General features: G+C 36.8%; 16 protein-coding genes and 1 tRNA gene. 8 read left to right on the forward strand and 9 right to left on the reverse strand.

Features of this window, described 5'->3' with window-relative positions:
* Nucleotides 1–55 precede the first annotated feature (55 nt).
* Nucleotides 56–2,710, forward strand: a complete 2,655-nt coding sequence (locus tag QOX35_RS00510; RefSeq protein ID WP_283685369.1) for a transglutaminase domain-containing protein — start codon at nt 56–58, stop codon at nt 2,708–2,710.
* Nucleotides 2,711–2,780: 70 nt separating this feature from the next.
* On the opposite strand, the gene trxA is transcribed toward QOX35_RS00510, so the two are convergent.
* Nucleotides 2,781–3,209 carry a thioredoxin gene (trxA, locus tag QOX35_RS00515; RefSeq protein ID WP_283685370.1) on the reverse strand — a complete coding sequence of 143 codons (429 nt, stop codon included), beginning with the start codon at nt 3,207–3,209 and terminating at the stop codon, nt 2,781–2,783.
* A gap of 141 nt (nt 3,210–3,350) precedes the next feature.
* Here trxA and glsA point away from each other — a divergent pair, with 141 nt between their 5' ends.
* Genes glsA through QOX35_RS00535 form a run of 4 tightly spaced genes read left to right on the forward strand, consistent with a single transcriptional unit; the run spans nt 3,351 to nt 6,246 of the window.
* Complete coding sequence (gene glsA / locus QOX35_RS00520; protein WP_283685371.1) at nt 3,351–4,184, forward strand: lyso-glycine lipid O-acyltransferase GlsA; 834 nt, start codon at nt 3,351–3,353, stop codon at nt 4,182–4,184.
* Complete coding sequence (gene glsB / locus QOX35_RS00525; protein ID WP_135105597.1) at nt 4,185–5,258, forward strand: glycine N(alpha)-acyltransferase GlsB; 1,074 nt, start codon at nt 4,185–4,187, stop codon at nt 5,256–5,258.
* Nucleotides 5,206–5,667, forward strand: a complete 462-nt coding sequence (locus tag QOX35_RS00530) for a methylated-DNA--[protein]-cysteine S-methyltransferase (protein WP_283685372.1) — start codon at nt 5,206–5,208, stop codon at nt 5,665–5,667. Before glsB ends, QOX35_RS00530 begins: the two co-directional genes overlap by 53 nt.
* Entirely contained in the window at nt 5,668–6,246 is a 579-nt protein-coding gene (locus QOX35_RS00535; protein WP_283685373.1) for a Maf-like protein, read from the forward strand. It begins immediately after the preceding gene.
* A 68-nt stretch (nt 6,247–6,314) separates the two neighbouring features.
* Here QOX35_RS00535 and sufB read toward each other — a convergent pair whose 3' ends face one another.
* The 5 genes from sufB to QOX35_RS00560 all read right to left on the reverse strand — a co-directional run bounded on the left by sufB (nt 6,315) and on the right by QOX35_RS00560 (nt 15,628).
* Nucleotides 6,315–7,772 carry a Fe-S cluster assembly protein SufB gene (gene sufB / locus QOX35_RS00540; RefSeq protein WP_283685374.1) on the reverse strand — a complete coding sequence of 486 codons (1,458 nt, stop codon included), beginning with the start codon at nt 7,770–7,772 and terminating at the stop codon, nt 6,315–6,317.
* A 305-nt stretch (nt 7,773–8,077) separates the two neighbouring features.
* Nucleotides 8,078–10,381, reverse strand: coding sequence for an outer membrane beta-barrel protein (locus tag QOX35_RS00545; RefSeq protein WP_283685375.1), 2,304 nt, complete (start codon nt 10,379–10,381; stop codon nt 8,078–8,080).
* A 196-nt stretch (nt 10,382–10,577) separates the two neighbouring features.
* Nucleotides 10,578–13,313, reverse strand: a complete 2,736-nt coding sequence (ppdK, locus tag QOX35_RS00550; RefSeq protein WP_283685376.1) for a pyruvate, phosphate dikinase — start codon at nt 13,311–13,313, stop codon at nt 10,578–10,580.
* Nucleotides 13,314–13,563: 250 nt separating this feature from the next.
* Nucleotides 13,564–14,886, reverse strand: a complete 1,323-nt coding sequence (locus QOX35_RS00555; protein WP_135105587.1) for an NCS2 family permease — start codon at nt 14,884–14,886, stop codon at nt 13,564–13,566.
* A gap of 13 nt (nt 14,887–14,899) precedes the next feature.
* On the reverse strand, nt 14,900–15,628 hold the full coding sequence (locus tag QOX35_RS00560; RefSeq protein WP_006841862.1) for a DUF5020 family protein: 729 nt from the start codon (nt 15,626–15,628) through the stop codon (nt 14,900–14,902).
* Nucleotides 15,629–15,841: 213 nt separating this feature from the next.
* On the opposite strand from QOX35_RS00560, the gene QOX35_RS00565 reads away from it, so the two are divergent.
* The 3 genes from QOX35_RS00565 (at nt 15,842) to drt3b (ending at nt 19,542) form a co-directional block, all read left to right on the forward strand.
* Nucleotides 15,842–15,916 (forward strand) — tRNA-Pro (locus QOX35_RS00565).
* A gap of 499 nt (nt 15,917–16,415) precedes the next feature.
* Entirely contained in the window at nt 16,416–17,588 is a 1,173-nt protein-coding gene (drt3a, locus tag QOX35_RS00570) for an antiviral reverse transcriptase Drt3a (RefSeq protein WP_283685377.1), read from the forward strand.
* Between the two features lies 1 nt (nt 17,589).
* Entirely contained in the window at nt 17,590–19,542 is a 1,953-nt protein-coding gene (gene drt3b / locus QOX35_RS00575; protein ID WP_283685378.1) for an antiviral reverse transcriptase Drt3b, read from the forward strand.
* Nucleotides 19,543–20,085: 543 nt separating this feature from the next.
* On the opposite strand, the gene QOX35_RS00580 is transcribed toward drt3b, so the two are convergent.
* The 3 genes from QOX35_RS00580 to QOX35_RS00590 all read right to left on the reverse strand — a co-directional run bounded on the left by QOX35_RS00580 (nt 20,086) and on the right by QOX35_RS00590 (nt 24,754).
* Nucleotides 20,086–21,516 (reverse strand): DUF3863 domain-containing protein, encoded by a 1,431-nt coding sequence (locus QOX35_RS00580; RefSeq protein ID WP_283685379.1) that lies wholly within the window; start codon nt 21,514–21,516, stop codon nt 20,086–20,088.
* Nucleotides 21,517–21,597: 81 nt separating this feature from the next.
* Nucleotides 21,598–23,229, reverse strand: a complete 1,632-nt coding sequence (locus QOX35_RS00585) for a hypothetical protein (protein ID WP_283685765.1) — start codon at nt 23,227–23,229, stop codon at nt 21,598–21,600.
* 163 nt (nt 23,230–23,392) lie between these two features.
* Nucleotides 23,393–24,754 (reverse strand): DUF3863 domain-containing protein, encoded by a 1,362-nt coding sequence (locus tag QOX35_RS00590; protein WP_283685380.1) that lies wholly within the window; start codon nt 24,752–24,754, stop codon nt 23,393–23,395.
* Between the last annotated feature and the right edge of the window lie 10 nt (nt 24,755–24,764).

Genomic DNA, 24,764 nt, shown 5'->3' on the forward strand with positions numbered 1-24,764 from the left:
TATGCAAAGTATTATCAGTATTTGTCTTTTACTAAACCTATAAATATCACCAAAGATGAAAAAAATCATTTTCAGTTCTCTATTAATGATACCTCTTCTTTTTATCTTAGGCGCATGCAGTTCGGCAGACAAGCATTTCCTTAAAGATAAAGAGTATAGGGAACAAGTACACCAACAGTTTATGAAACGCAAAGACCTTGCGGCAGGACGTAGTGAACAATTGTTTTCTGTTTTAGATAAACAAGACCTCACTCTGGAACAACGTGAGGCTTTAGAATTCCTATACGCTTATATGCCTCTTTCGGATCTTGCAGATTATGATGCGGATTTTTTCCTTGGTCAAGTAGATGCAGCATTCAAAGCTCGTGATTACTTCGATTGGGGTAAAAAAATACCGGATGATATATTCCGACATTTTGTATTGGTCTATCGTGTTAATAACGAAAACCTAGATACTGCCCGACAAGTGTTCTTCGATGAACTCAAAGATAAAGTAAAAGGGCTGACAATGGAAAAAGCAGTATTGGAGGTAAATCACTGGTGTCACGAAAAAGTAACTTACCGAGGAACAGACGGACGCACATCAGCTCCTCTGGCTTTAGCTAAAACATCTTGGGGACGCTGTGGCGAAGAATCCACATTCACTACCGCTGCTCTTCGTGCTGTAGGCATCCCTGCCCGCCAGTGTTACACGCCACGTTGGGTACACACCGACGACAATCACGCATGGGTAGAAGCATGGGTAGATGGCAAATGGCATTATATAGGAGCTTGCGAACCAGAACCAGAATTGGATGTAGCGTGGTTCTCTGCTCCGGTAAAACGTGCTATGATGGTACACACGAATGTTTTTGGACTGTACAATGGACCTGAGGAAAAGAATGTACAAACAGACCTCTATTCGGTTATCAATCTGCTTGGTAATTATACGAATACACGCGATGTAAAAGTAAAAATAGTAGACGAAGCCGGTAAACCTGTAGAAGGTGCAACCGTAAAATTTAAAGTGTACAATTATGCTGAGTTTTACCCTATTGCCACAAGTACTACTAAAACCGATGGAACAGCTTCTATAATCTCAGGAATGGGAAACATATTTGTTTGGGCAAATAAGGGCGATATATATGGATATGCTAAATCTACTCCTGAATCGGGAGAAGTGACAGTTACATTAAATAATAAACCGGGAAAAGGCTTAGATGAAACCATTGTAATGGAAGCTCCGGCAGAACAAGCCATAAAAGAATTAGCACCCGAAAAGATTGCAGAAAATGCAAAGCGTCTGGCTCACGAAGACTCGATACGCAATGCATATATGGCAACCTTTATTAGCGAATCGGATGCTAAGAAATTTGCAGAAAAAAATAAGCTAAACCCTGATAAGACTTGGAATATTTTATCCAAATCGCAAGGAAACTGGCAGGAAATATCCTCTTTCATGGAGGCTAAGAAAGATAATCCATATCTGAATGCATTCTTATTATCTCTTTCCGATAAAGATTTACGAGATACTCCGGCTGCATACCTGTTAGATCACCTTACTATCGGACAAGATCCGACACAAAAGAAACTAGCAGAAGACAGCCCTCTGGTAGGCAGCATCTATTCTCCAAGAATATCACAAGAATTGATTCGTCCGTGGCGAAGCTTCTTCAAAAAAGCATTAACGGAAGATTTTATAAACAAATCGAGAAACGATATTAATGAAGTAATAAACTTTGTTCGTGAAAACATAAAAATTGATGAAGAACAAAATTATTTCAAATGCCCGATCTCTCCACGAGGCGTATATGAATTGAAAGTTTCAGATAAACCATCAAGGGATATATTATTTGTTGCTCTTTGTCGTTCTATGAATATCCCTGCACGTATTGATCGTGCAACAGGACGCCCTCAATATCTAAAGGGGGAAACTGCATGGACTGATGTATTCTTTGATAAGCAAGCCGAAGAACAGCCAAAGGCTACAATTCAGTTTACAAATGCAAAGGATAATATTGTGAAGCCGGGTTATTATACTCATTTCACAATTGCCCGATACGACAATGGAGACTTTATTACTCTCGATTATGAAAACAGCATAAAAGATCTACCGGCTAAAATAACAGTGGATGCAGGCTACTATCGTTTGATGATAGGTAGTCGTGGAAATGATGGTTCTGTAACGATAAGTACACGCTACTTTGAAGTAAAAGGCAATGAAGCGAAAACATTCGAAATCGAATTACCGAAAGTAGAAGGTCGCATTCAGGTACAAGGTATCGTAGATCCGAACACAGTTGTCACATTACAAGACGGTAGTAAAAAGTCAATCAAAGAACTAACGAACGGCAAAGGTTTGATGATCTGCTTTGCTGATCCGGACAAAGAACCTACTAAGCACGTCCTGCAAGACCTTCCGGCCGTACAACAAGCCATTGAAGAATGGGGCGGAGGAATTTTGTTTGCTATTCCTGACGACAAGCTAAGTAAAGCGTTTGATGCTTCTGTCTTTAAAGGTCTACCTAAGCAATCATTATGGATGACTGATCATAACAGGACTTTGTTAAATACAGTAGCGGGAGCTTTGCAAATCGAATTTTCAAACAACTTCCCGCTTACAGTATATATTTCTACAAATGGAGGTATTTTGTATTCTTCGCAAGGTTACCGCATTGGTATCGGAGAGAATATAATCAAGACAATAGAGTTGGAGAAAGGAACAAAATAACAGTTGAAATATAAGATACAAAAAATGGCAGATCATCAGATCTGCCATTTTTGTTATTTATAGTAACAGCTTACTTTTTTGTATGCTCTGTAATTATTTTCACAAGGTCTTCTTTAGAGACTAAACCTCTCAAGCGGGTAATCTCCTTTCCATCTTTATATACAACAATAGTAGGCAATACCTCAATCCCTTTATCTATCGAAAACTTCTTGTAGTTGTCAACATTTATCTTTCCAACCTTTGCCGATCCTTTGTATTCTTTAGCTACACTTTCGAGAATAGGAGCCATTCGGCGACATGGACCACACCACGGAGCCCAGAAGTCAACAAATACTAATCCTGTTCCGGTCTCTTTTTCATAATTAGAAGAGGTAAGCGTTACAATAGGAGTATCATTATTCGTAGTGTTGTTATTCCCAAACACACTATTGTTTCCCAATAAAACAGTCAAAGTCATAAGAACTATGCCGAGTATTGGAAGGGTTATTTTACGTCTCATTATTAATAGTTTTATATGATTTTGGGCAAATATAATAGTTCTTATCTATTAAAATGTTCTTGTTATAACTATTTATACATTTTTCGGTATGATATATATTAAATTCAACTATTTTTGCATCAGAAAGGTATATAATACGGAATGAATCACGAACCTCAAATACTAGATTTAGATAAAGTACTTGCCGAGAAAGCTCCCAAGATTTATAATAAGGTACCACGTTTTGCAATAAACTACCTCAAGCGAAAAATCCATTTAGATGAACTGAACGAAATACTTACGATCTATGCTGATAAGTATGGAGTGGATTTTATGCAAGCGGTTGTAGGATATTTCAATCTTACATTAGAGACCTCGGGGCTAGAAAATATTCAAGACGGGAAAAAGTATATATTTGTATCAAACCACCCTTTAGGCGGGCTCGATGGCATCTGCTTATCTGCGGTTATTGGAGACCGATTCGATAAAAAAATAAAATACGTAGTAAACGATGTTTTATACTTTATTAAGAATCTGCAACCTATTTTTCTTCCGGTCAATAAATATGGACGTCAGTCGAAACAAGCGACCACAAGCCTAAATGAAGCCTATGAATCGGACAACCAAATCATTACCTTCCCTGCGGGCTTATGTTCCAGACAAGAGAATGGCAAGATTCATGATTTGGATTGGCAGAAAAATTTTATTCTGAAAGCTGTAGAATCAAGAAGGGACGTAGTTCCTGTGCACTTTGAGGGCAAAAATTCAAATTTCTTTTATAGATTTGCAAATATAAGAAAGCGTCTGGGCATAAAATTTAATATTGAGTTGATCCTATTGCCTGACGAAATGTTTAAGAATAAAAATAAAAGTTTTTCCATAACATTTGGTGAACCTATACCATATACATTCTTTGACAATTCAAAGAGTGCTATGCAATGGGCGCAGTATGTAAAGGAAAAGTCATATAATTTGGCAAAAACAAACAAGCAATAAATGGAAACTGTTATCGCACCGATAAATAAGGATTTATTGAGAGCCGAACTGACAAAGGATAAATTTCTCAGGTATACAAATAAGGCTAACAATGAAATCTATATTGTCACACATCATAATTCGCCGAATGTGATGCTGGAGATAGGCCGTCTGCGTGAGATAGCATTCCGGTATTATGGCGGAGGAACAGGAAAGTCTGTAGATATAGACGAGTACGACAAAATGGACAATCCATACAAACAATTAATAGTATGGAACCCGGAAGCAGGAGAGATAATCGGTGGATATCGCTTTATATGCGGGCCTGATATTTGCTTCGATGAAAATGGCGAACCCATATTGGCAACATCGCATTTGTTCCATTTCTCCGAAAGGTTTATTAAGGAATATCTCCCTTATACATTCGAGCTTGGACGTTCGTTTGTTACGCTCGAATATCAATCAACACTAGCCGGTTCGAGAGGTATCTTCGCATTAGATAATCTTTGGGATGGATTAGGTGCCCTATCTGTGGCAGACCCTTCCATGAAGTATTTTTTTGGGAAGGTAACAATGTACGACACATACAATACACAAGCACGGGATATGATTCTGTATTTTCTGAATAAGTATTTCCCGGATCCCGAGAAGCTTGTATGGCCAAAGCAAGCCTTAACGATAGAGACCGAAAAGAGCAAGCTGAGAAGGCTATTTGATGGAGAGTCGTTCAAGTCTGACTATCGAATATTAAACACTTCCGTTCGTAAATTAGATCTCAATATTCCTCCACTTGTAAATGCTTACATGAGTCTTTCCCCTCAAATGAAGGTCTTTGGAACGGCAGTAAACGATACTTTTGGCAATGTAGAGGAAACAGGAATCCTCATCAATGTAGATGAGATATTAGAAGAAAAGAAAAAAAGACATATTGAGTCCTACTTAAAAGATAAACCTTCGAAACGCTTTTTGAAGAGACTTCGACAAATGATAAACTGGAGTTGGACAAAATACGAAGATAGGCCTAAACCGAAGAAAAGAAAAAATGAAGGCTTTTTTACAATCTCCCGTAGGATTAATCGAGATAAGAGAAACTGACGGTTATATTTCATCGGTAAGGATTATTCACCAAGAAGGGGAGGAAAAAGCCAACTCTTCACCACTTTTGAATAATGCAATAAAGCAGTTGGAAGAATATTTCTCCGGAGAACGTAAAGTTTTTGACTTACCTCTAAAACAAAACGGTACACCGTTTCAGCAAAAAGCATGGGAATATCTGAGCACAATCCCTTATGGCAAAACTGTTTCGTATAAAGATGAAGCTATCGCTATTGGTTCACCAAAAGGATGTAGAGCTGTAGGTGCTGCAAACGGAAAAAATAATCTAGCCATTATAGTCCCTTGCCACCGTGTGGTAAATGAAGGAGGACGATTGGGTGGCTATGCATATGGAACAGATATAAAACTTCTTCTTCTTGAACTCGAAAATTATTATAACTTCATGTAAATGCTAAACCTCTCACGATATAACATAATTCTAGCATCCAATTCGCCTCGTAGAAAAGAACTTCTGAGTGGACTAAACATACCCTATGAGATAAAAACTTTACCTGATATTGATGAGTCATATCCGGACAGCCTTACAGGAGAGGATATCGCTATCTATATTGCGAAAGAAAAGGCTAATGCTTACCTCAATCAACTGGATGAGAATACATTACTTATAACTGCAGACACAATCGTCTTACTCGATGGAAAAGTTTATGGAAAGCCATCAGATGAAACAGATGCGAAGCAAATGCTACGCGATCTTTCCGGAAAAACGCATCAGGTAATGACAGGCGTATGCATCACAACCAAAGACAAGCAAGTCTCTTTTGGTGTATCATCCGAAGTTCGCTTCTCTAAACTTGATGACGATGAAATTGAATATTACGTTTCCAACTATAAGCCTTTCGACAAAGCCGGAGCATATGGAGTGCAAGAGTGGATAGGATATGTAGCTGTAGAGTATATCTCAGGATCGTATTTTAATATAATGGGATTACCGATACAAAGATTATATAGAGAACTGAAAAAGTTTTGAGTTATACAAAATAAAAAAGACGGCTTCAAACCGTCTTTTCTTGTATTATTATCAATATCCTGATTTTATTATCCTACACTACCCTCCAGACTGATTTGTAATAGCTTTTGAGCTTCAACAGCAAATTCCATCGGAAGATTTTGCATTACCTCTTTAGCATAGCCATTTACTATAAGCCCCACAGCTTCTTCAGTTCCTATACCGCGCTGATTACAATAAAGAATTTGATCTTCACTAATCTTAGAAGTAGTAGCTTCATGCTCAATGATAGCTCCCGGATTTGCTATATCTGAATAAGGGAATGTATGCGCACCACACTTATCACCGAGTAATAAACTGTCGCATTGCGAGTGATTGCGCGCACCTTCTGCTTTTGGTGAAACTTTAACCAAACCTCTATATATATTTTGACTAAGTCCTGCTGATATCCCTTTGGATACGATACGGCTCTTTGTGTTTTTGCCTAGGTGTATCATCTTGGTACCTGTATCAGCCTGCTGATAATGATTGGTTACCGCAACAGAATAAAACTCACCTATAGAATCATCTCCTGCAAGGATACATGATGGGTATTTCCATGTAATGGCGGAACCTGTCTCTACCTGTGTCCAAGAGATCTTAGAGCCTTTTCCTTTACATATACCACGCTTAGTAACAAAGTTATAAATTCCACCCTTACCATCTTTATCTCCCGGATACCAGTTTTGCACAGTAGAATATTTTACTTCTGCGTAGTCGAGAGCTATGATTTCTACAATAGCAGCGTGCAACTGATTTTCGTCACGCATAGGAGCTGTACAGCCCTCAAGGTAGCTAACATATGAATTATCTTCAGCAACGATCAGAGTTCGCTCAAACTGCCCTGTATTAGCCGCATTAATACGGAAATATGTAGACAACTCCATCGGGCAACGTACACCTTTAGGAATATACACAAAAGACCCGTCGCTGAATACGGCAGAGTTGAGCGCAGCAAAGAAATTATCTCTATATGGAACTACAGAACCAAGATATTTTTTAACCAATTCGGGGTGTTCCTGTACAGCCTCACTGAAAGCACAGAATATAATACCCTTTTCGGCCAACACTTCCTTAAATGTAGTTTTTACGGAAACACTATCTACAACTGCATCCACAGCCATAGTTTGCACACCGGCTAATATTTCGCGTTCATGAAGCGGAACTCCGAGTTTATCAAATGTTTTCAACAACTCAGGGTCTACTTCATCAAGGCTTTTCGGTCCGTCTTTTTTCTTTGGTGCTGCATAGTAACTGATGCTCTGATACTCAATCTCCGGAATTTCCAGATGTGCCCATTCTGGCGTCTTCATTGTAAGCCAATGACGATATGCTTTAAGGCGGTATTCGAGCAACCACTCCGGCTCATTTTTTTTCGCTGAAATCAGACGTACAACATCTTCGTTGAGTCCGATTGGAATAACCTCAGTTTCAATATCCGTTACAAAACCGTATTTATAATCTCCGGTGGTAACGTCTTCTAAAATTTTATCTTGAGTTTCTTGCATGATTAATTTTATTTTAGCGAATAGCCGTAGGCTATAGGCTGTTAAAGTCAATTATTGGTTGTAAGCAGAATGCTTATTGCCAGTTTGCAAAGATATTACATTCTATTCATAAATTATACATATATAAATATTTTGCATCACTGATAGAACACATAGAACGGGCTTTTGTTTAGTTTTTTCCTTTTTATAACAATAGGACTAACCGGTACAACATAAATAGTCGGCTCTCCTGATATCCCATCAGAAGAGCCGACACGCTTCAAATCCAAATTGATCTTAATAGTGTTATGAATTTTTAAGAACGTTTATAATATTCCCTTGTCTGAATCTGAGTTCTCCAAGCTCTTTTTCCCTGCTTCATGCTTTCTACCGAACGATACGTTCCATGAAAAGCGCAAATAAAGCATGTGCCCGTTTTCTTTTATATACGACCATGACGTCGATGGCTTAATATTGGAAACGTTACGACTTCCTGCACTCCAGTAATCCTTAAACGGATATGACATCCCAACCGAAAGTTGTGCTTCTTTGTACTTATATCCGGCTTCTATATAGTTCCAGTCTTCACCATACCAGATTGTTTCGCCCCATAACTCTTTATATCTGGTATACATTCCCATTGTCAATAAACAGTTTTTATATATAAGGTTTGAACGAGCTCCGCCATGCATAAAATTGTGTACATGTGTATTACCATAATTGGACTTAAATATATCCCGATGCACTCCAAACCACCCGGTAACAGTCCATATATCTTTAATAAGCCTCAAAGTAACATCTCCATTTAAGAATAAGTAATGTTCTCCCTTATGATTATCCGAAAAGCTTATCACCTTATCCCCTTCTATACTAAACGCGTCTACTATAAGCTTATCAAAATACATATAACCGATAACTGTACTTATATCAAATATTCCTTTATTGTAACTTAAAGTCAATCTGTTGTTATAGAGGTTATATGGTTTTAGGTTAGGATTTCCCCTACTTATCTGATAAGTATCGGTTTGTTGTTCCACACCACTTAGTTGCCCCAAGGAAGGAGTCCGTGTATTCACTATAAATGAATATTTCAACGAAAAATTATCATTTAATGGATAACTAAGTTGAACGGAAGGGCGGAAGGTATAATAGGTAGCATCCTTCTTCCCTTCTTTGAAAAACAGACGAGTTCCACCTATACCGATAGTGTAGCCTAACTTTTTAGCTATTTTTCCCTGTATCTGAGCATACAAATAAGATTCCGCATTTTTCATTTTAGTAATAGTATTTGCTCCGCCTTCATATGTATTATCAGCAAAACCTTGTGTATGTTTTATTCCCGAGGAGAAGGATAGACTTTCGAACTGCTTTTCATATACGGCTTCACCGATAAGTGAGTATTTATTACCGTCTATTTTATTGAAAATATCGGAAAGCACTTCGCCATCTTCAGTTTCTTTGTATCTACGGTCACTATTGGAACCAATGTATGTCCCTACAAGATTTACAGCAAGTGATTGCTTATTCTTCAATTCTCGTTTGAAGTATATATCGAGTACAGGAGTATATTCATTCCCTTTATTTCTTGAGGAGGAGAGTGTCTTATTTAGACTATTGGAATATAATATATTTTGTGCACTTTGATTTTTATAATTGTAGAACTGATTCTTAAACAACACGTTAAATACATACTTATCAGGGGAAGTAAGATTGTATGATAGATTCAAGTATTGATATTGATAATCCATAGGGGCATAAATACCTTTCTGTTCTCTGGTGATCGGATTGTTCGGAAAATTCAGTGTCTCTGTTTGATCAGACCAGCGTTTGTCATAGCTTCTATAATTAATAAAATAATTGAGTCCGAATTCTGAGGCTTTATAGTTTGTCTTGAAAGTTAGATTATCATTTCCAAACCCTACATATGGAGAATTCCGTCCGTCAGCAAACACATACCCTCCATAATTTTTCTGTCGGTCAACGATCAGATTTAATACAGCACCTACATTCTCATTTCCAAAACGTACTCCGGGATCTTCAAAAAATTCGACACGAAGGATATCTTGTGATCTCAAAGCTGCAACTTCTTGTACAGAAGCCCTGACTCCATTGATGCGGAGTTGAACTTCTTGGTTGCTAATTTTTATAGTCCTGTTTACAGCATCTATATTCAATCGGGGTATTGCCATATTGCTAAGCAAGTCGAATGCACTCACAGATGTTTTTACCTGCATTGAGTCGGGCATAAGTATTTGACGATCTATCTTATTTATTATCCGATTCCCTGTTACAATGACCTCACCAAGAGTTTTCGCATCTTCCTGTATTTCTATATCACCTAAATCGATATGTGTTGTAAGATTATTAATCTTGATAAATGTTGTACGATAGCCCATGTAAGAGGCCTTAAGGATGTAATCTTGTTTTTGAAACTGCCCCGCAATCAAGAACAAACCTGTAGTGTCTGTTTGAGATCCGGTGATATATGTGGAATCCACTTTAAGCAATACTGTTGTAGCAAACTCAATAGGCTGTTTTGTTTTCAGATCTACAATACGCCCTTTTATATCTATCGCACTTACCGAGATGCTGACGATAATAAGTAAAAGTAAGGATAATATAGCTTTCATTCTTTTTGTTTAATTATTTATACTATTTACACGAAATGAAAAGCCATAGTGTTACAAGAGATTTCCTTTAATTTGAAAATATTGTCATTTTCGATCTTTTTGATTTCTATATAATTTTAATTCACAACGATTTTTATATATAAAAAAATGGCTGTGATGTTTCCTCACAGCCATTATATATATCAGAAGTTGTTAATTAACTTTTAAAGTTAATAGCAGCCTGTGCTGCCGCTAGGCGTGCGATTGGAACACGGTATGGAGAGCAGCTCACATAGTTCAATCCTACGCAATGGCAGAATTCGATAGAAGATGGTTCACCTCCATGTTCACCACAAATACCGACTTTCATGCCCGGACGGGTTTGACGGCCTTTAGTCACAGCAGATTGTACAAGTTGTCCCACACCTTCCCTATCTATAGCCTGGAATGGATCTATTTTTAGAATACCTTTGTCTAAGTAAATAGGCAGGAATTTACCCACATCGTCACGAGAGAACCCGAATGTCATCTGAGTAAGGTCATTTGTTCCCAAAGAGAAGAATTCAGCAGATTCGGCAAGCTTGTCAGCTGTGATAGCGGCACGAGGCGTTTCCACCATTGTTCCTACTTCAAAATCGATTCTATCTCCTATTTCTGCAAACACCTTTTCAGCAGTACTGCGAATGATATCTTCCTGGAATTTCATTTCACTCAAAGACGTAGTCAATGGTACCATGATTTCAGGATGAGTTTTTATTCCTTTTTTCTTCAGTTTCAGAGCAGCTTGCAGAATGGCTCTTGTCTGCATTTCAGTAATTTCAGGATAAGTATTTGCAAGACGGCAACCACGATGTCCGAGCATTGGATTCATTTCTTGCAATGATGAAATCTTTTGTTTTATCTTACTTTCAGAAATCTGCATTGCTTCTACCATTTCTTCCAAACCCTTCATATCATGAGGTAAGAATTCATGCAACGGTGGATCCAGTAAACGAACTGTTACAGGAAGTCCTTCCATAGCTGCGAATATACCTTCAAAGTCTTCTTGCTGGAGAGGAAGCAGCTTTTTTAATGCTTTCTTACGTTCTTCTACATTGTCTGCCAAAATCATTTCACGCATGGCAATGATCTTATCTCCTTCGAAGAACATGTGCTCTGTACGGCATAAACCAATTCCTACAGCTCCAAAGTTGTGAGCAACAGAAGCATCGTGTGGAGTATCGGCATTCGCTCTTACTTTCAGACGGGAATATTTATCTGTAAGTTTCATCATTTCGGCAAAATCTGCACTTAATTCGGCATCTTTTGTTCCTACCTTACCGTCATACACTTCTCCTGTAGAGCCATTGATAGAGATCCAATCCCCTTCACGATACTCACGATCATCAATCATCAGAGAACGTCTCTTATAATTGATACGGAGATCAGAAACACCGGACACGCAACATTTACCCATACCACGAGCAACAACGGCAGCGTGAGAAGTCATCCCTCCGCGAGCAGTAAGGATACCTTCGGCAACAGCCATACCCTTTAGATCTTCGGCGGCAGTTTCTATTCTGACAAGGATAACTTTTTTATTTTTATGATGGCTTGTTTGCCATTCAGCATCATCCGCAAAGAAAACGATTTGCCCTGTAGCTGCACCCGGAGAAGCAGGAAGCCCTTTCGCTATAACTGTAGCAGCTTTTAACGCCTTCGGCTCGAACACAGGGTGTAGCAATTCATCTATCTTCTGAGGTTCAACACGCAACAAAGCTTCTTCTTCGGATATCAAACCTTCGTTTAACATATCCATGGCAATTTTTACAGCAGCAGCACCTGTCCGTTTTCCACTACGTGTCTGAAGCAACCATAGCTTGTTGTCTTGTATTGTAAACTCAAGGTCTTGCATGTCTTTATAATGCAATTCAAGCTTTTTCTGAATTTCATTCAGGCTCTTGTAAGCTTCAGGCATTACTTCCTCCAGAGACAACCCTCTTTGCTTTCTTTCCTCTTCAGTGATGCCCTGTTGTCTTGCCCAGTCATAAGACCCCTGTAAGGTAATCTGCTGAGGAGTACGTGTACCGGCAACCACATCTTCACCTTGTGCATTGATAAGGAACTCACCATTGAACCGGGATTCTCCTGTAGCAGCATTACGAGTAAATGCTACTCCCGAACCGGAATTATCATTCATATTACCGAATACCATTGCCTGTACATTAACGGCAGTACCCCACTCGGCAGGAATATTATTCAGTTTGCGATAAAAGATAGCACGTTCGTTCATCCAGCTTTCAAATACAGCCATGATGGCATTCCAAAGTTGTACCCATGGGTCTGTTGGAAAGTCTTGTCCGGTCTTTTCTTTTATTATTTTTTTGAAACGTACAACAAGCTCCTTCAAATCTTCTGTTCCGAATTCTGAATCTTGTTTTATACCTTTCTTTTCTTTCAGTTCATCTATAATTTCTTCAAAAACATCTTCATCATCCTTTTCTACAGGCTTCAAACCCATCACCACATCACCGTACATTTGTATGAAACGACGATATGAATCCCAAGCAAAGCGAGGAGTCTGTGTCTTACGCGCAATGGCTTCTACGGCTTTTTCGTTTAATCCTAGGTTTAAGATTGTATCCATCATCCCCGGCATGGAAGCTCTTGCTCCCGAGCGAACCGAAACCAGAAGAGGGTTTTCATCATCACCAAATTTAGGACCTCCCACAACACGCTCGATATGATGTATTGCTTCTTTCACCTCATTTGTAAGAAGTTTAATAACATTTTCTTTACCTTCCTTGTAAAATAAATTGCACACTTCTGTAGTGATTGTAAATCCCGGAGGCACAGGTATTCCCATTAGACTCATTTCTGCCAAATTAGCACCTTTTCCTCCTAGTAACTCCTTCATTTTCGCGTTTCCCTCGGTAACTGTACCGCCAAAGACATAAACAGACTTTCCACTCATACTGTAACGATTTTAAAAGGTTAGATAATAGTATTTAACATGTTCATGATATTCGTATAGTGCAAAAATCGACTGACTATCTGTTACAATCAATCGATTTCAATATTATGAAAAAATAACCGGATAACAAAGTATTTTAGAGTAATTTAATATGGTTATAAAACATAATAATCCCGACAAGAGACCTTGCCGGGATTACATGAAAATATTATTTTTTGTAAGCGAAACCTCGCTTTTTAACAAATATACACTATCCTATAACATGCATTGCATCCAACACTAATTTTAGAAGGAATAATACTGCAATCACGTACACTGTAACAGATACATCTTTTGATTTTCCGCAAAAAACTTTGATAAACGCAAAGCTTAACATACCGAAAACAATACCTTCTGCTATACTGTATGTAAAAGGCATAAACACGATGGTAAGGAATGCAGGCAAACCTTCGCTCATGTCGCTGAAATTGATCTTAGCAACAGACGAAATCATAAACAAACCAACAATAATCAAAGCCGGTGAGGTTGCAGCAGCGGGAACCATCAGGAATAATGGTGCAAAAAATAGTGCTAAGATGAAAAACAACGCTGTACTTACAGAGGTAAGTCCGGTACGACCGCCCGATGCTACACCCGATGCACTTTCTACATACGCAGTAACTGTACTTGTACCAAGTATAGAACCCACGGTAGTACCTAGAGCATCAGAGAACAGGGCTTTCTTCATTTGAGGGAAATTTCCGTCTTCATCTGCAAGTCCTGCTTTTGATACCACACCGATCAATGTTCCTACTGTATCGAAGAGGTTTACAAACAACAAGGTGAATACAACGATAACCATGTTGATAGATAAAATATGATCCCACTCAAACTGAGCAAAGATAGGAGCAATAGATGGAGGTGTATCAATTACATTTCCTTCTGGCAATTTAACATCTCCCAAAATAAGACCAAATATAGTTGCTACAACGATCCCTATCAAAATAGAACCATTTACATTTCTTACGAATAGTACAGCTGTAACAAATAGTCCTAAAAAGGCAATCCATATACTGTGTTGAGAAAAATCTCCTAATGCAACCAATGTAGCAGGACTTGAAACTACGATTCCTGCGTTTTTCAACCCAATAAGTGTGATAAACAGCCCGATACCTACAGGTATTGCGTCTTTTAATACTTTTGGTATACTTTTTACTATTAGTTCACGAACATTGAAGAACGTAAGTAGTATAAATATAATCCCCTCAATAAATACTGCTGTGAGTGCAAATTGCCAAGAATATCCCATTACACCGCAAATTGTGAAAGCAAAGAATGCATTCAATCCCATTCCGGGAGCTTGTGCAATTGGCAGTTTAGCATATAATGCCATCATAAGGGTGGCGAAAATAGTTGCCAAAGCTGTAGCAGTAAACAACGCATCCTTATCCATCCCTGTAGTAGACAATATACTTGGGTTTACAATCAGGATATAAGACATAGTAAGGAAAGTGATAAGACCCGCAAGAAACTCTTTGCGTATAGTCGTATTATTCTCCGAAAGCTTAAATGTTTTTTCTAGTAAGTTTTTCATATTCTATTAATGATCAAAAGTTCCACTTAGCAGCAATAGTAGGATTTATATATGGTTCATTTAAGCGAGACCCATTAGCTGAGTTAATAAAGTTGTTGCTTATCTCTATTTCTGTACCTAAAGACAAGTTTGAATTAACATTATACCAGAATTGAGGTTCTGTAAGCAGAATTATTTTTTTACCACCTCGGTCTACTCCATGAACCGGGTTTTTATCCTGAGTCCAAACATCAAGGAATCCACATACAGTGAATTTATTATCAAAGAGATTAGCTCCCCATGTTACTGTCCACTGAACATCGTTACTAACTCTCTCGAAAGCATTGTATTTATACACTAAATAAGTTCCAAGATTTACGCCTTTAATATTTGTAGCATAAGATGCTCCGGCTAAGTAGGCATTTGCAATAGAAAAACCAAAGTTCTCTGCCTTACCTACACCACCATTAAACTCTAAGTGGGCCATAATTGGGCTTTTTCCCAACTTCAGGTCGCGGGCAATTTCAAGGTACATTGTTCCTATATTACCTCTGCTTTGGTTGAAATCCAAATCGACAAACATGAAAGTAGAACCCCATTTGTCGGGTTTGAACATCTCAAAGGTTGCAGTAAAATAGTTTTTTCCAGAAATCTTGTCTCCATGTAGGGCATGACGTGGATCGAAATGTAACTGAAGATTCTGTGCCGAAGCATAGAATGAAGCCATTAATACGATTAATGTGAATAGTACCTTTTTTGCCATATTATTAGAATTTATTATTAAAAATGCAAAAATAAGTAAAAAAAAGAATTAAATATTTGTCGAAGAAGATTTAACAATCGTTTTTTTTCAACAATATGTAGAATCCTTTCCCAGCTTCGTTTTTTAGTTTTAAAATAAATTATGCGTAAATTTTTATTTTTTATTTTGAAATATAAAAAAATGTCATACCTTTGCACCGCAATAAGCAAAAGACGGGATGTAGCGCAGTCCGGTTAGCGCACCTGCTTTGGGAGCAGGGGGTCCCAGGTTCGAATCCTGGTATCCCGACGAAACAAAAAGACCTAACTAATTATAGTTAGGTCTTTTTGTTTATGTTATAGTTTCCGTTTTATAAAAAAAGAGATTTCTCAAACATACAGATACAAAATTGCCCTATTCTGTAAACAAGGACATGAAAAGGCAAATAAGTAGCAAAACCATGTTTTACATTCTATAAATAAAAAGGTAATTTTGATTTATAGAATATTGATTATCCCTTCAGTGAGAATATAATTACGTAATGGGTGTACAATAAAGTGAGCACCCACATTATTAGTCTTTCTTTTGTTAGATTATATATAAAGAGCGACTTATACCCATTCTTTACTTCTTGCTAAGACATCCAATCACTAAAAAACAATTAATAAAATAAGCATTCTAAAAAAATACTAAAATATATTTATTTATATTTGTCGAATCAGCTATACTATTCTCATTTAAAATGAGATAATAGATAGATTATTTTGCTAAAGGAAGGTTACATTTCACATAAAGAGAAAATTTATTTATGAATCAGAACTTTTCTAGTCAACAATTAATGAGGCTTTGCAAACAGGATGAGTGGGAAGACTATGATTTAACAAAAGATGGTCTTTTAAAGCTTATTGATGAGAATTTTGAAAAAATTATATCTGGAACGTTTGAATTTCAAATCAATAAAGTTGGAGATTATTATTTGACCGAAGATTTACCTCAAAAATTAATATTAAGAAAACTAAATGATAATCTCAAAAGATTATATAAGGATGAACAGGCAAATAGGCGAATAATAATAAGACAGGTAAAGACACTTTTAGAGGAAAATGGTCCAATGTGGATTCTAAAAACTGATATTGAAAAGTTTTATGAAAGTATTGACAAGGAAAAGATAATATCAAAGCTAAAAAATGATTCTATGTTATCTTTTCATTCATTGTACCTTATTGATAAATTATTCTCTAATGATAAAATAGAAGGAATAACGGGAATACCTAGAGGATTGAATATAAGTGCTACACTTTCAGAAATTTATATGCGGAAATTTGACCGATGGGTTCAACGAATAATTGGAGTATATTACTATGCTCGCTTTGTGGATGATATTGTAATTTTTAGTAATGATAAAAGTGTTATAGAAGATATCAATAAAAACATTAATTTTAATCTCGAAAAGGGTTTAAAAAAGAAGGAGAAAAAAACTGCTATTTACAATGGTAGTGATATAAAAACTTCATACCCTTTAGAATATCTAGGATATAGATTTACAACAACGACGAATGGCAGGAATAAATCTTTATCTCTTTCTATTGCTGAAAAGAAAGTAAAGAAGATAAAAAGCCGAATTATATACTCATTTCTTGATTATCTAAAAAATGCAGATTTTGATTTATTAGAAAAAAGAATAAAATTTTTAACTGGAAATTTTAGCGTAAAAAAGAGTAATGATGGGAATGAATTAAAAGCAGGTCTTTATTATAATTATTCGCATATTACAGATTTAAGAGTTTTTGATGAATTGAATATATTTTATAGAAAGCTATTATATAGTCGAAATGGCTCTTTAGGTATAAAACTTAATGCTAATTTATCTTCGCACCAAAGGGATATATTATCAAAGTACTCTTTCAAACATGGATTTTTAAAAAAAGTATATATATCATTTACTTTCGAAGAAATGAGTAATATCAAAAAATGCTGGTAAAATGAGTAAGGTTAAGATTAACAAAGATGATATTAATAGAGTTCTTCTTACAGAACTTTTACCATATGAAGTTCCTATGTTGTTTTCTAATGATGGGTTTTATTCTATTGTTTCATCTGGAAACTTTGATTACTTTGCAGGTAAAATCAAATCTATAAAAAATAGTTCTGATTATGGAATTCCCTTCAACTTTGAAGTTCGAAAATCTGTTTTAGGAGATACTAGAACCTTAAGTGTTATTCATCCCATAAATCAGATTCCATTTGTTGATTTTTATAAAAAATACGACTCTGTAATTATTCATCTATGCTCAAAAAGTCCGTTCTCTTTAAGAAGGGTTTCTAGAATTGCCAGATTTTGTTATACACCAGATTTTGTATTTGAAGAAGATGAACACAAAAATGCTGAAGTAGAAGTTGAACCAGATATATTAGACAAGGAAACAAAGTTACTTAAATCATACTTTACCTATAAACCCATAGATTTAATATACAAATTTTATGAAAGAAATGAATATCAGCGTTTAGAACAGCGTTTCAATTTAATGTTGGAATTTGATATAAATAAATGCTTTTACAATATATATACTCATTCCGTCACATGGGCTGTAAAAGATAAAGAAAGTTCTAAAAGAAATGCTAAAAAGATATCTTTTGAAAATACTTTTGATAAAATAATACAACAAGCTAACTACAATGAAACAAATGGAATAGTAGTTGGTCCAGAGATTTCTAGAATATTCGCTGAAATAATTTTGCAGAGAATAGATCTAAATCTACTTGTAAAATTGAATGAAGAAGGTGTTAAATTTGGCGTGGATTATGAAATACGACGCTATGTTGATGACTATTTCTTATTTACAAATGATGAAAACATTCAAGATTTCATTTTAAAAACATACAAAAAGGAATTGAAGGAATTCAAATTATATATAAATGAATCCAAGACAACCAAAAGAACAACCCCTTTTATTTCTAATATAGCTGTAAGCAAAAGAGAATTAAGGTATCTATGGGATAGCCTCCGAAGCTCTATAATTGTTCTTGATGAAGTAGAAAACGATGCAGGCAATAAACAAAAAATAAAACAACTAAAAGACTTTAGAAGTCCTTATGCTGTATCTCAATCTTTCATAAAAGATTTTCAATGCATTGTACAACGAAATGGATTAACATACGATATTTTAAGTAAAGACATAGTTCGTTATTGTAAAGAATTTATCGTAAAAATATTTAAGGATAGTAAACTGGAAAAACCAATTTCTATTATCGAAAAGATTTTATTATTAGTATTAGATATAAGTTTTTATGCATATTCCTTAAACATTACTTCAAGTACGACTTTTAAACTTGCTCAATTAATAGTATTAACTTGTAAATTTTTGGATGGTAAAAATGAAGACGTAAGACATAATATTTTTTCAAAAATACACAGGGAAGCAGACTTTGTGATGACTATATTTCAACGTAAGTCTAAGAAAAATGAAACCAATATCGAAACTTTGAATTTATTAATTGCTCTCAAAAAATTAGATAAGATATATTTATTAAGTGAACAAAAAATTATAGATTTGTTTAACTTAAAGTCTGAACATGATTATGATAAATTGAATTATTTTCATATTGTGACATTATTATACTATATTACAGATAATCCTTTATATGCAAGACTAAAAGCTAACTTAGAGAAGTCCGTTATTCATAAGTTTAATAAAGATAATGACCCTTTTACTAAATCGGAATTAACTCTTTTGTTTTTTGATTTTATTAATTGTCCATTTATTCATATTGATATAAAAAAGAGGTTAGTAAGAGATGCTCATTATGCAAAAGCTGGTGATGAGATAAAGGAGATAGCAAATATCTCTAATTATAAAACATGGTTTATGGATTGGGATACAGAAATTGATTTAGAACGTGTTCTCAAGAAGAAAGAATGGGGTTCTACTTACTAAAATATAAAGATTGGTGCAAACAGTCGAAGATTTTCGGGGTCTAGAATCTGAAAATCATTAATACTCTAATCCGCATTTGTCAGTATACATGAGAAATAGGATTAGTTGAGTTCAATTAATGTTTGTATATTTTTGAACACCACACACGATAACTAGATGCGCCAATCTTTTCTTAAATAATACTGATAATAACAGTTTGATCAATTATTTAGGATATAATACTACTTTCTAATCTCCTTAAAATTATACTTACCTCATCTTTATAGATTCAAAATATTATATCTTTGTTATCAGAATAATACTCACATAATAGGGAGATTCTAAGATATTGTACTTGTTATGTCCTGTCTGTTGGAATCGGTAAGATTCCAACAAATGGAAAAAGGCAGAATAATGTACGCTGCTATGGCGTACCTGTATCCGTTGTTTCTATTTAAATCTCTTTGCTAATCAATCCAAAAAAATTGTGGACTAAGCATAAATATAGGTAAGTCTGAATAAGGAACAAACTCTTAAAGCTTTATTCATAAGGCTAAAAGCTATTCACTGTAAATCCTTTTTATCATCAAACAATTCAGGATAATGCTTTCTTATCAAATCCTGATCTTTCTGGTCTAGTTCTTCCAAAAGTTTAGGTTTGTCTTGAGGTCGTAATCCTTTTTGATTCATCACATTTATTAAACTCCAGTCTTTGACGGGTTTTAGAGGTGTAGGATCAGAAGGTTCTTTTGCTTCCATATCGTAACGAGTAAAATCAATAACATGAAATGGAGTCATTCTATGCCAATCTCGTAACAAAGCCAATCGGAACTCTTTATTCATGAACCATTTTATCTCCAGATTATTATACGAATCGCCAAGCCCCGACCCTCTTTCCTCGAATCTATAGTTCCAGTCATCATTCGTCTTATTATATTCACGCCAGATATTGCCAAACTCTCCAAAAGATACAAAATGAGTATCCGGCCAGCGCTCTTTTGTCCCGCTTACCCACATTTCCATCGCTTTGCATATAAATTCCTTTCCAAACTCATGAACCATTTGGGCTTCCCAGATATTAGTCACCCATCCAAATCCGTTTAGTTCAAAACCTTTATCAAAATGAATGGATTGTGTATGCATAACTTCCAAATGTCCCAAGTCGAGGCCCCAGCCTTTATATGTCTCTATCGGGCCTACTCCACGTCGGCTATTATATCCTTCAATACCATGTCCGCTTTGCCCACTACGACGAGCACATAGAAAATCCATTGTCCAGCCATCAAGATTCACGCAGTCTATAAAATCATTTTTACTTTGTGCCGGCTTGCAGAAATGCTCTGTTGACGGATAGAATGGGTATGACGGAGAACCGTCAGCCCCTCCTCCGTCTATATTATGCTGACTCCAGATGACGGCATGTGCCGTATGGATCTTTTCTTTTTCGGCAAGATATTTTAAGTTATCGGCTGATAAAAATCCACCGATAATTGACTGGGGGCGATATCCATCCCCAACCATATCGGATATCAGTTGGATTGCCTCAGACATTTCACGGTTTACCCTCTCACGAGGCAGATACATCGCCGGAAAATAACCCGGAAAGTAAGAGACCTCGTCACCATATTTTTTCTGACATTCTACAACATACTGACGGATCTGCTTGTAATTTTCACGCTGGTCTTCCAATGCATTCATTGTAAAACCCCAGGTCAATCGCCCATCCGGATTATTCTTGGCAAAGGCTTCTCTTAATGAGCGAACTCCGTCCAGAGTATGCCAGTCTCCCTCGTCACGTGGATGCAGTTTTACATCCCGCGAAACTTCCCAAGGGGTGGTACGTATCATAATACAAAGCGTTACAAATCTATTTCCTTTGAGCGGAATAGGTTCATTATTAGAGCTAATAAAAGGCTCTGAGGCTTTTAGGAAGTTGGTGAAAGCAAAAATTATAAAGAGGAATATAATCTTTGACAAAAGAATATTTTTGTTCATATTTATTTGTTTTACAAAATCTTTCGGAAAGAATTAAAAAACACAGTGCATTCAAGAAAAGCGAATGCACTGTAATTCATTTCATCGTTTATTTGTACAATCAACAACTAGTTGATTATTTACAGGTATCAGACGAAAGACATAGTTGGCAGCAATCCCCCTTTCTACTATCCCTGCTTTGCATGTAATACTGTATTTGTAGTTCATAAATTCAGCATTGATACGATTGTTGCCTATGGAGCGGAATGGCAATTCTTTTCCTTCGGCAGTTTTAAGTTCGAGTACCCAGCGAAATTCTTTTTCAGCAGCTTCACAGCGTACCTCAAACAGATCTTCATGGAATATGATTCTGAAAACATTCTTGTTGTCATCCTTACATTCCACTTGCAGCACATCTTTGGCTATTTCTGTTACTACAGGCTCGTTCAACAATACTTCCTTCTTATTTCCGTCTTTATCTATACTCTTTATGTACAGTCCTGCCCGGTCGTCGTTTACACTCCACATGAAGCCGTCGACAAACGGAAGCGTATAATATAAGAACTGGTTTCCTTCTCCTGGTTTATTCAGATAAGGAGATTCGAATTTCTCATCGAAAAGATGAATGTCGCGGAAACGGAAAGATTTTCCTTCCCATAAAAGATTGGCACGATAGTAGCGGCTGTTGAACCAAACTGTTTTTCTACCCTCATTACGGATATCGGTCATGGTAGTCACTGCTGTAGCCGGAGTGGTTGAAAACTTCTCTTTAAACCATTTACCCGATTCGCCTAATGTCTGTATTTTAATTTTATGCAATTTCTTTAGTGAATCAAAAATGGGGAACTGCATTTCTAATCCTTTCTGCATGCCATTCCATGTGAAAGAATTTTCCTGTCCTGCCTGTGCATAATTGAAAGCCAAACAAGGCTGGTTGACAATCGATTCCAGAAAATATTCCACCCATTTCTTATCCATACCCGACTCGCGGTAAACAGGTTCTAAAGATATGACACCCTGCCTGTCGTGCCCCAGTCCAGTATCGTATTGATAAATAGGGTCGCTTCCCAGCATGCGGAAAATAGGCACAGGTATCTGTCCCTCTGACGTTTGGGCAGGCATATAAGCATTTAGTTTGCTAGGATAATATGCCTGATTCCAGTATCCACCCCAAAGTGTGTAGCCGTCGGTACCCACCTGATCCTTACAGTTACACGAAGCTATTATTTTATATTTGTCGTACATGTAAGCCAATGTATGCGAATCGATATACCACGAACCTACCGATTGCGGATATTTCCCGAATATTTTCTTAAATTTCTCCATATATACATCTACCAGCTTTTCCCTTTCCTGGGGCGTATATCCTGTAGTGAAGGCAATATTGGCATGAGAAACCCATGAATGTTCTCCTCTCCATTTTATACCTGCAGCTTCTACATGAGGCTGGGTAATTTCCCACCACGCACCAATTTCAGAATTCGGTTTCAGTTCATTCTTGAGTAAATCCTGATATTTAGGATTAATCAAAGCATCGTATTGAAGCAGGAATGTGGCCGGAAAGGAATACTTATCCAGTAACTTAATTTGCTCCCGAACAGTTTCGAACAGAAGACTATCTGCATTTTCAACACGGTAGTCGGTCTGACGGATAAAATTTACAATATTGATTATCCGAGGAGCATCTGATATCCCTTCGTTTTGGGTTTTAGGGGTACTGGTAGTACAACTCATACTCACAGCGGAGAAGAGTAATGCTAGAACAGTCAGTTTTCTTAGACTCATAAATATCATTTGTTTATTAGAATTTTCATTTTAGAACCGACCTACTATAAAAAGAATAAATAGCCGATTATTATTATTTACTTAATCAGGGCATTTTTAGTAACTGTGGACATCAGTCAACAAGCAAATATGGGTAATATTTCTTAATTAAAGCAAGTCCTTCCGGAGATATTTTATCAATTGCCTTCGGTTTATCTTGCGGACGGCTCTGTTTTTGATTAATTTCTCCCATCAGGCTCCATTTTCGGGTCATATCCTTAGGTTCTTCTGCCTTGAGATTATAGTTGGTAAAATCAATCACATTTTCCGTTCTGTTTTTCTGCCAATCTTTAACTAGCGCCAGACGGAAATCCTTGTTCATAAACCATCTGATTTTCAGATTAGAATCAGAACCTCCGATACCTGAGCCCTTCTGCTCGAAACGGTAATTGAAAGAATTATCCTTGTAATAATCCCTCCACAATAAGCCGAATTCGCCCTGAGTGATGAACTTAACATCTGGCCAGTTTCGTTTTATCTCATTCAGCCAGTCTTTAAGGCCTGATATATCTATTGGAAGAGACAGTTCCCAGCAATTAGTTACCCAAGCAAATCCGTTGAGCTCAAATCCCCTGTCATAATGCATAGCGGAAGTATATAGCATCTGCGTTAGTCCTGTCAATTTCCCATAGGCCATTAAGGTTTCGATAGGACCTACCCCCATACGGCTGTTGAAACCGTCGGCAAAACCAGCTCTACGAGCCGAGAGGAAATCCATTGTCCATCCATCCAGATTCACACAGTCAATAAAGTCATCTTTGCCTTGAGCGGGCTTACAAAAATGTTCTTTCGATGGATAGAAAGGATAAGAAACTGCCCCGTCGCCATCCTGATTATCGATAGAAAATTGGCTCCATATATTGCCTTGACATACATGTATTCCCTCTTTTTCAGCTAAGAATTGTTGATTTTCGGCAGACAGAAAGCCGGCGACAACACTTTTGGGGCGGAATCCGTTTCCGACTATTTCACTTACCTTAGCCAGTCCATCCTGCAAGTCTTTATTTACCTGTTCGCGAGTATTATAAGCATTGGCAAAGTATGCGCCCGGTATGAATGTAATATCGTCACCATACTTAAGGTGATATCCGACTACCAGTTCACGAATCTTCTTATAATTTTCGGTTTCGTCATGCAATGCCAACCAACTGAATGCCCATGTTATCCTTGCACCCGGAAACTCAGAAGATACAGCTTCCCGGAATGCGATTATACGCTCAGGAGTATGCTCGGAACGTTCGTCCAGTCCTTCGTTTCTGTCTCTGCTTACCTCGATCTGATTTACACGGATTATTGTATTCAGGGTGAGGAAACGATTTTCCATCAGTACAGCCGGTGTCGGCTCCCCCTTACTCTGTCCTTTTAGGGAAGAAAGAGAGCCACACCAAACTGAAGTAAAGGTTAATAGAATTAAAAATAAACTTTTCTTTGTCATCTTATAACCG

It is taken from the genome of Dysgonomonas sp. Marseille-Q5470, assembly GCF_951230145.1.
GTDB lineage: Bacteria > Bacteroidota > Bacteroidia > Bacteroidales > Dysgonomonadaceae > Dysgonomonas.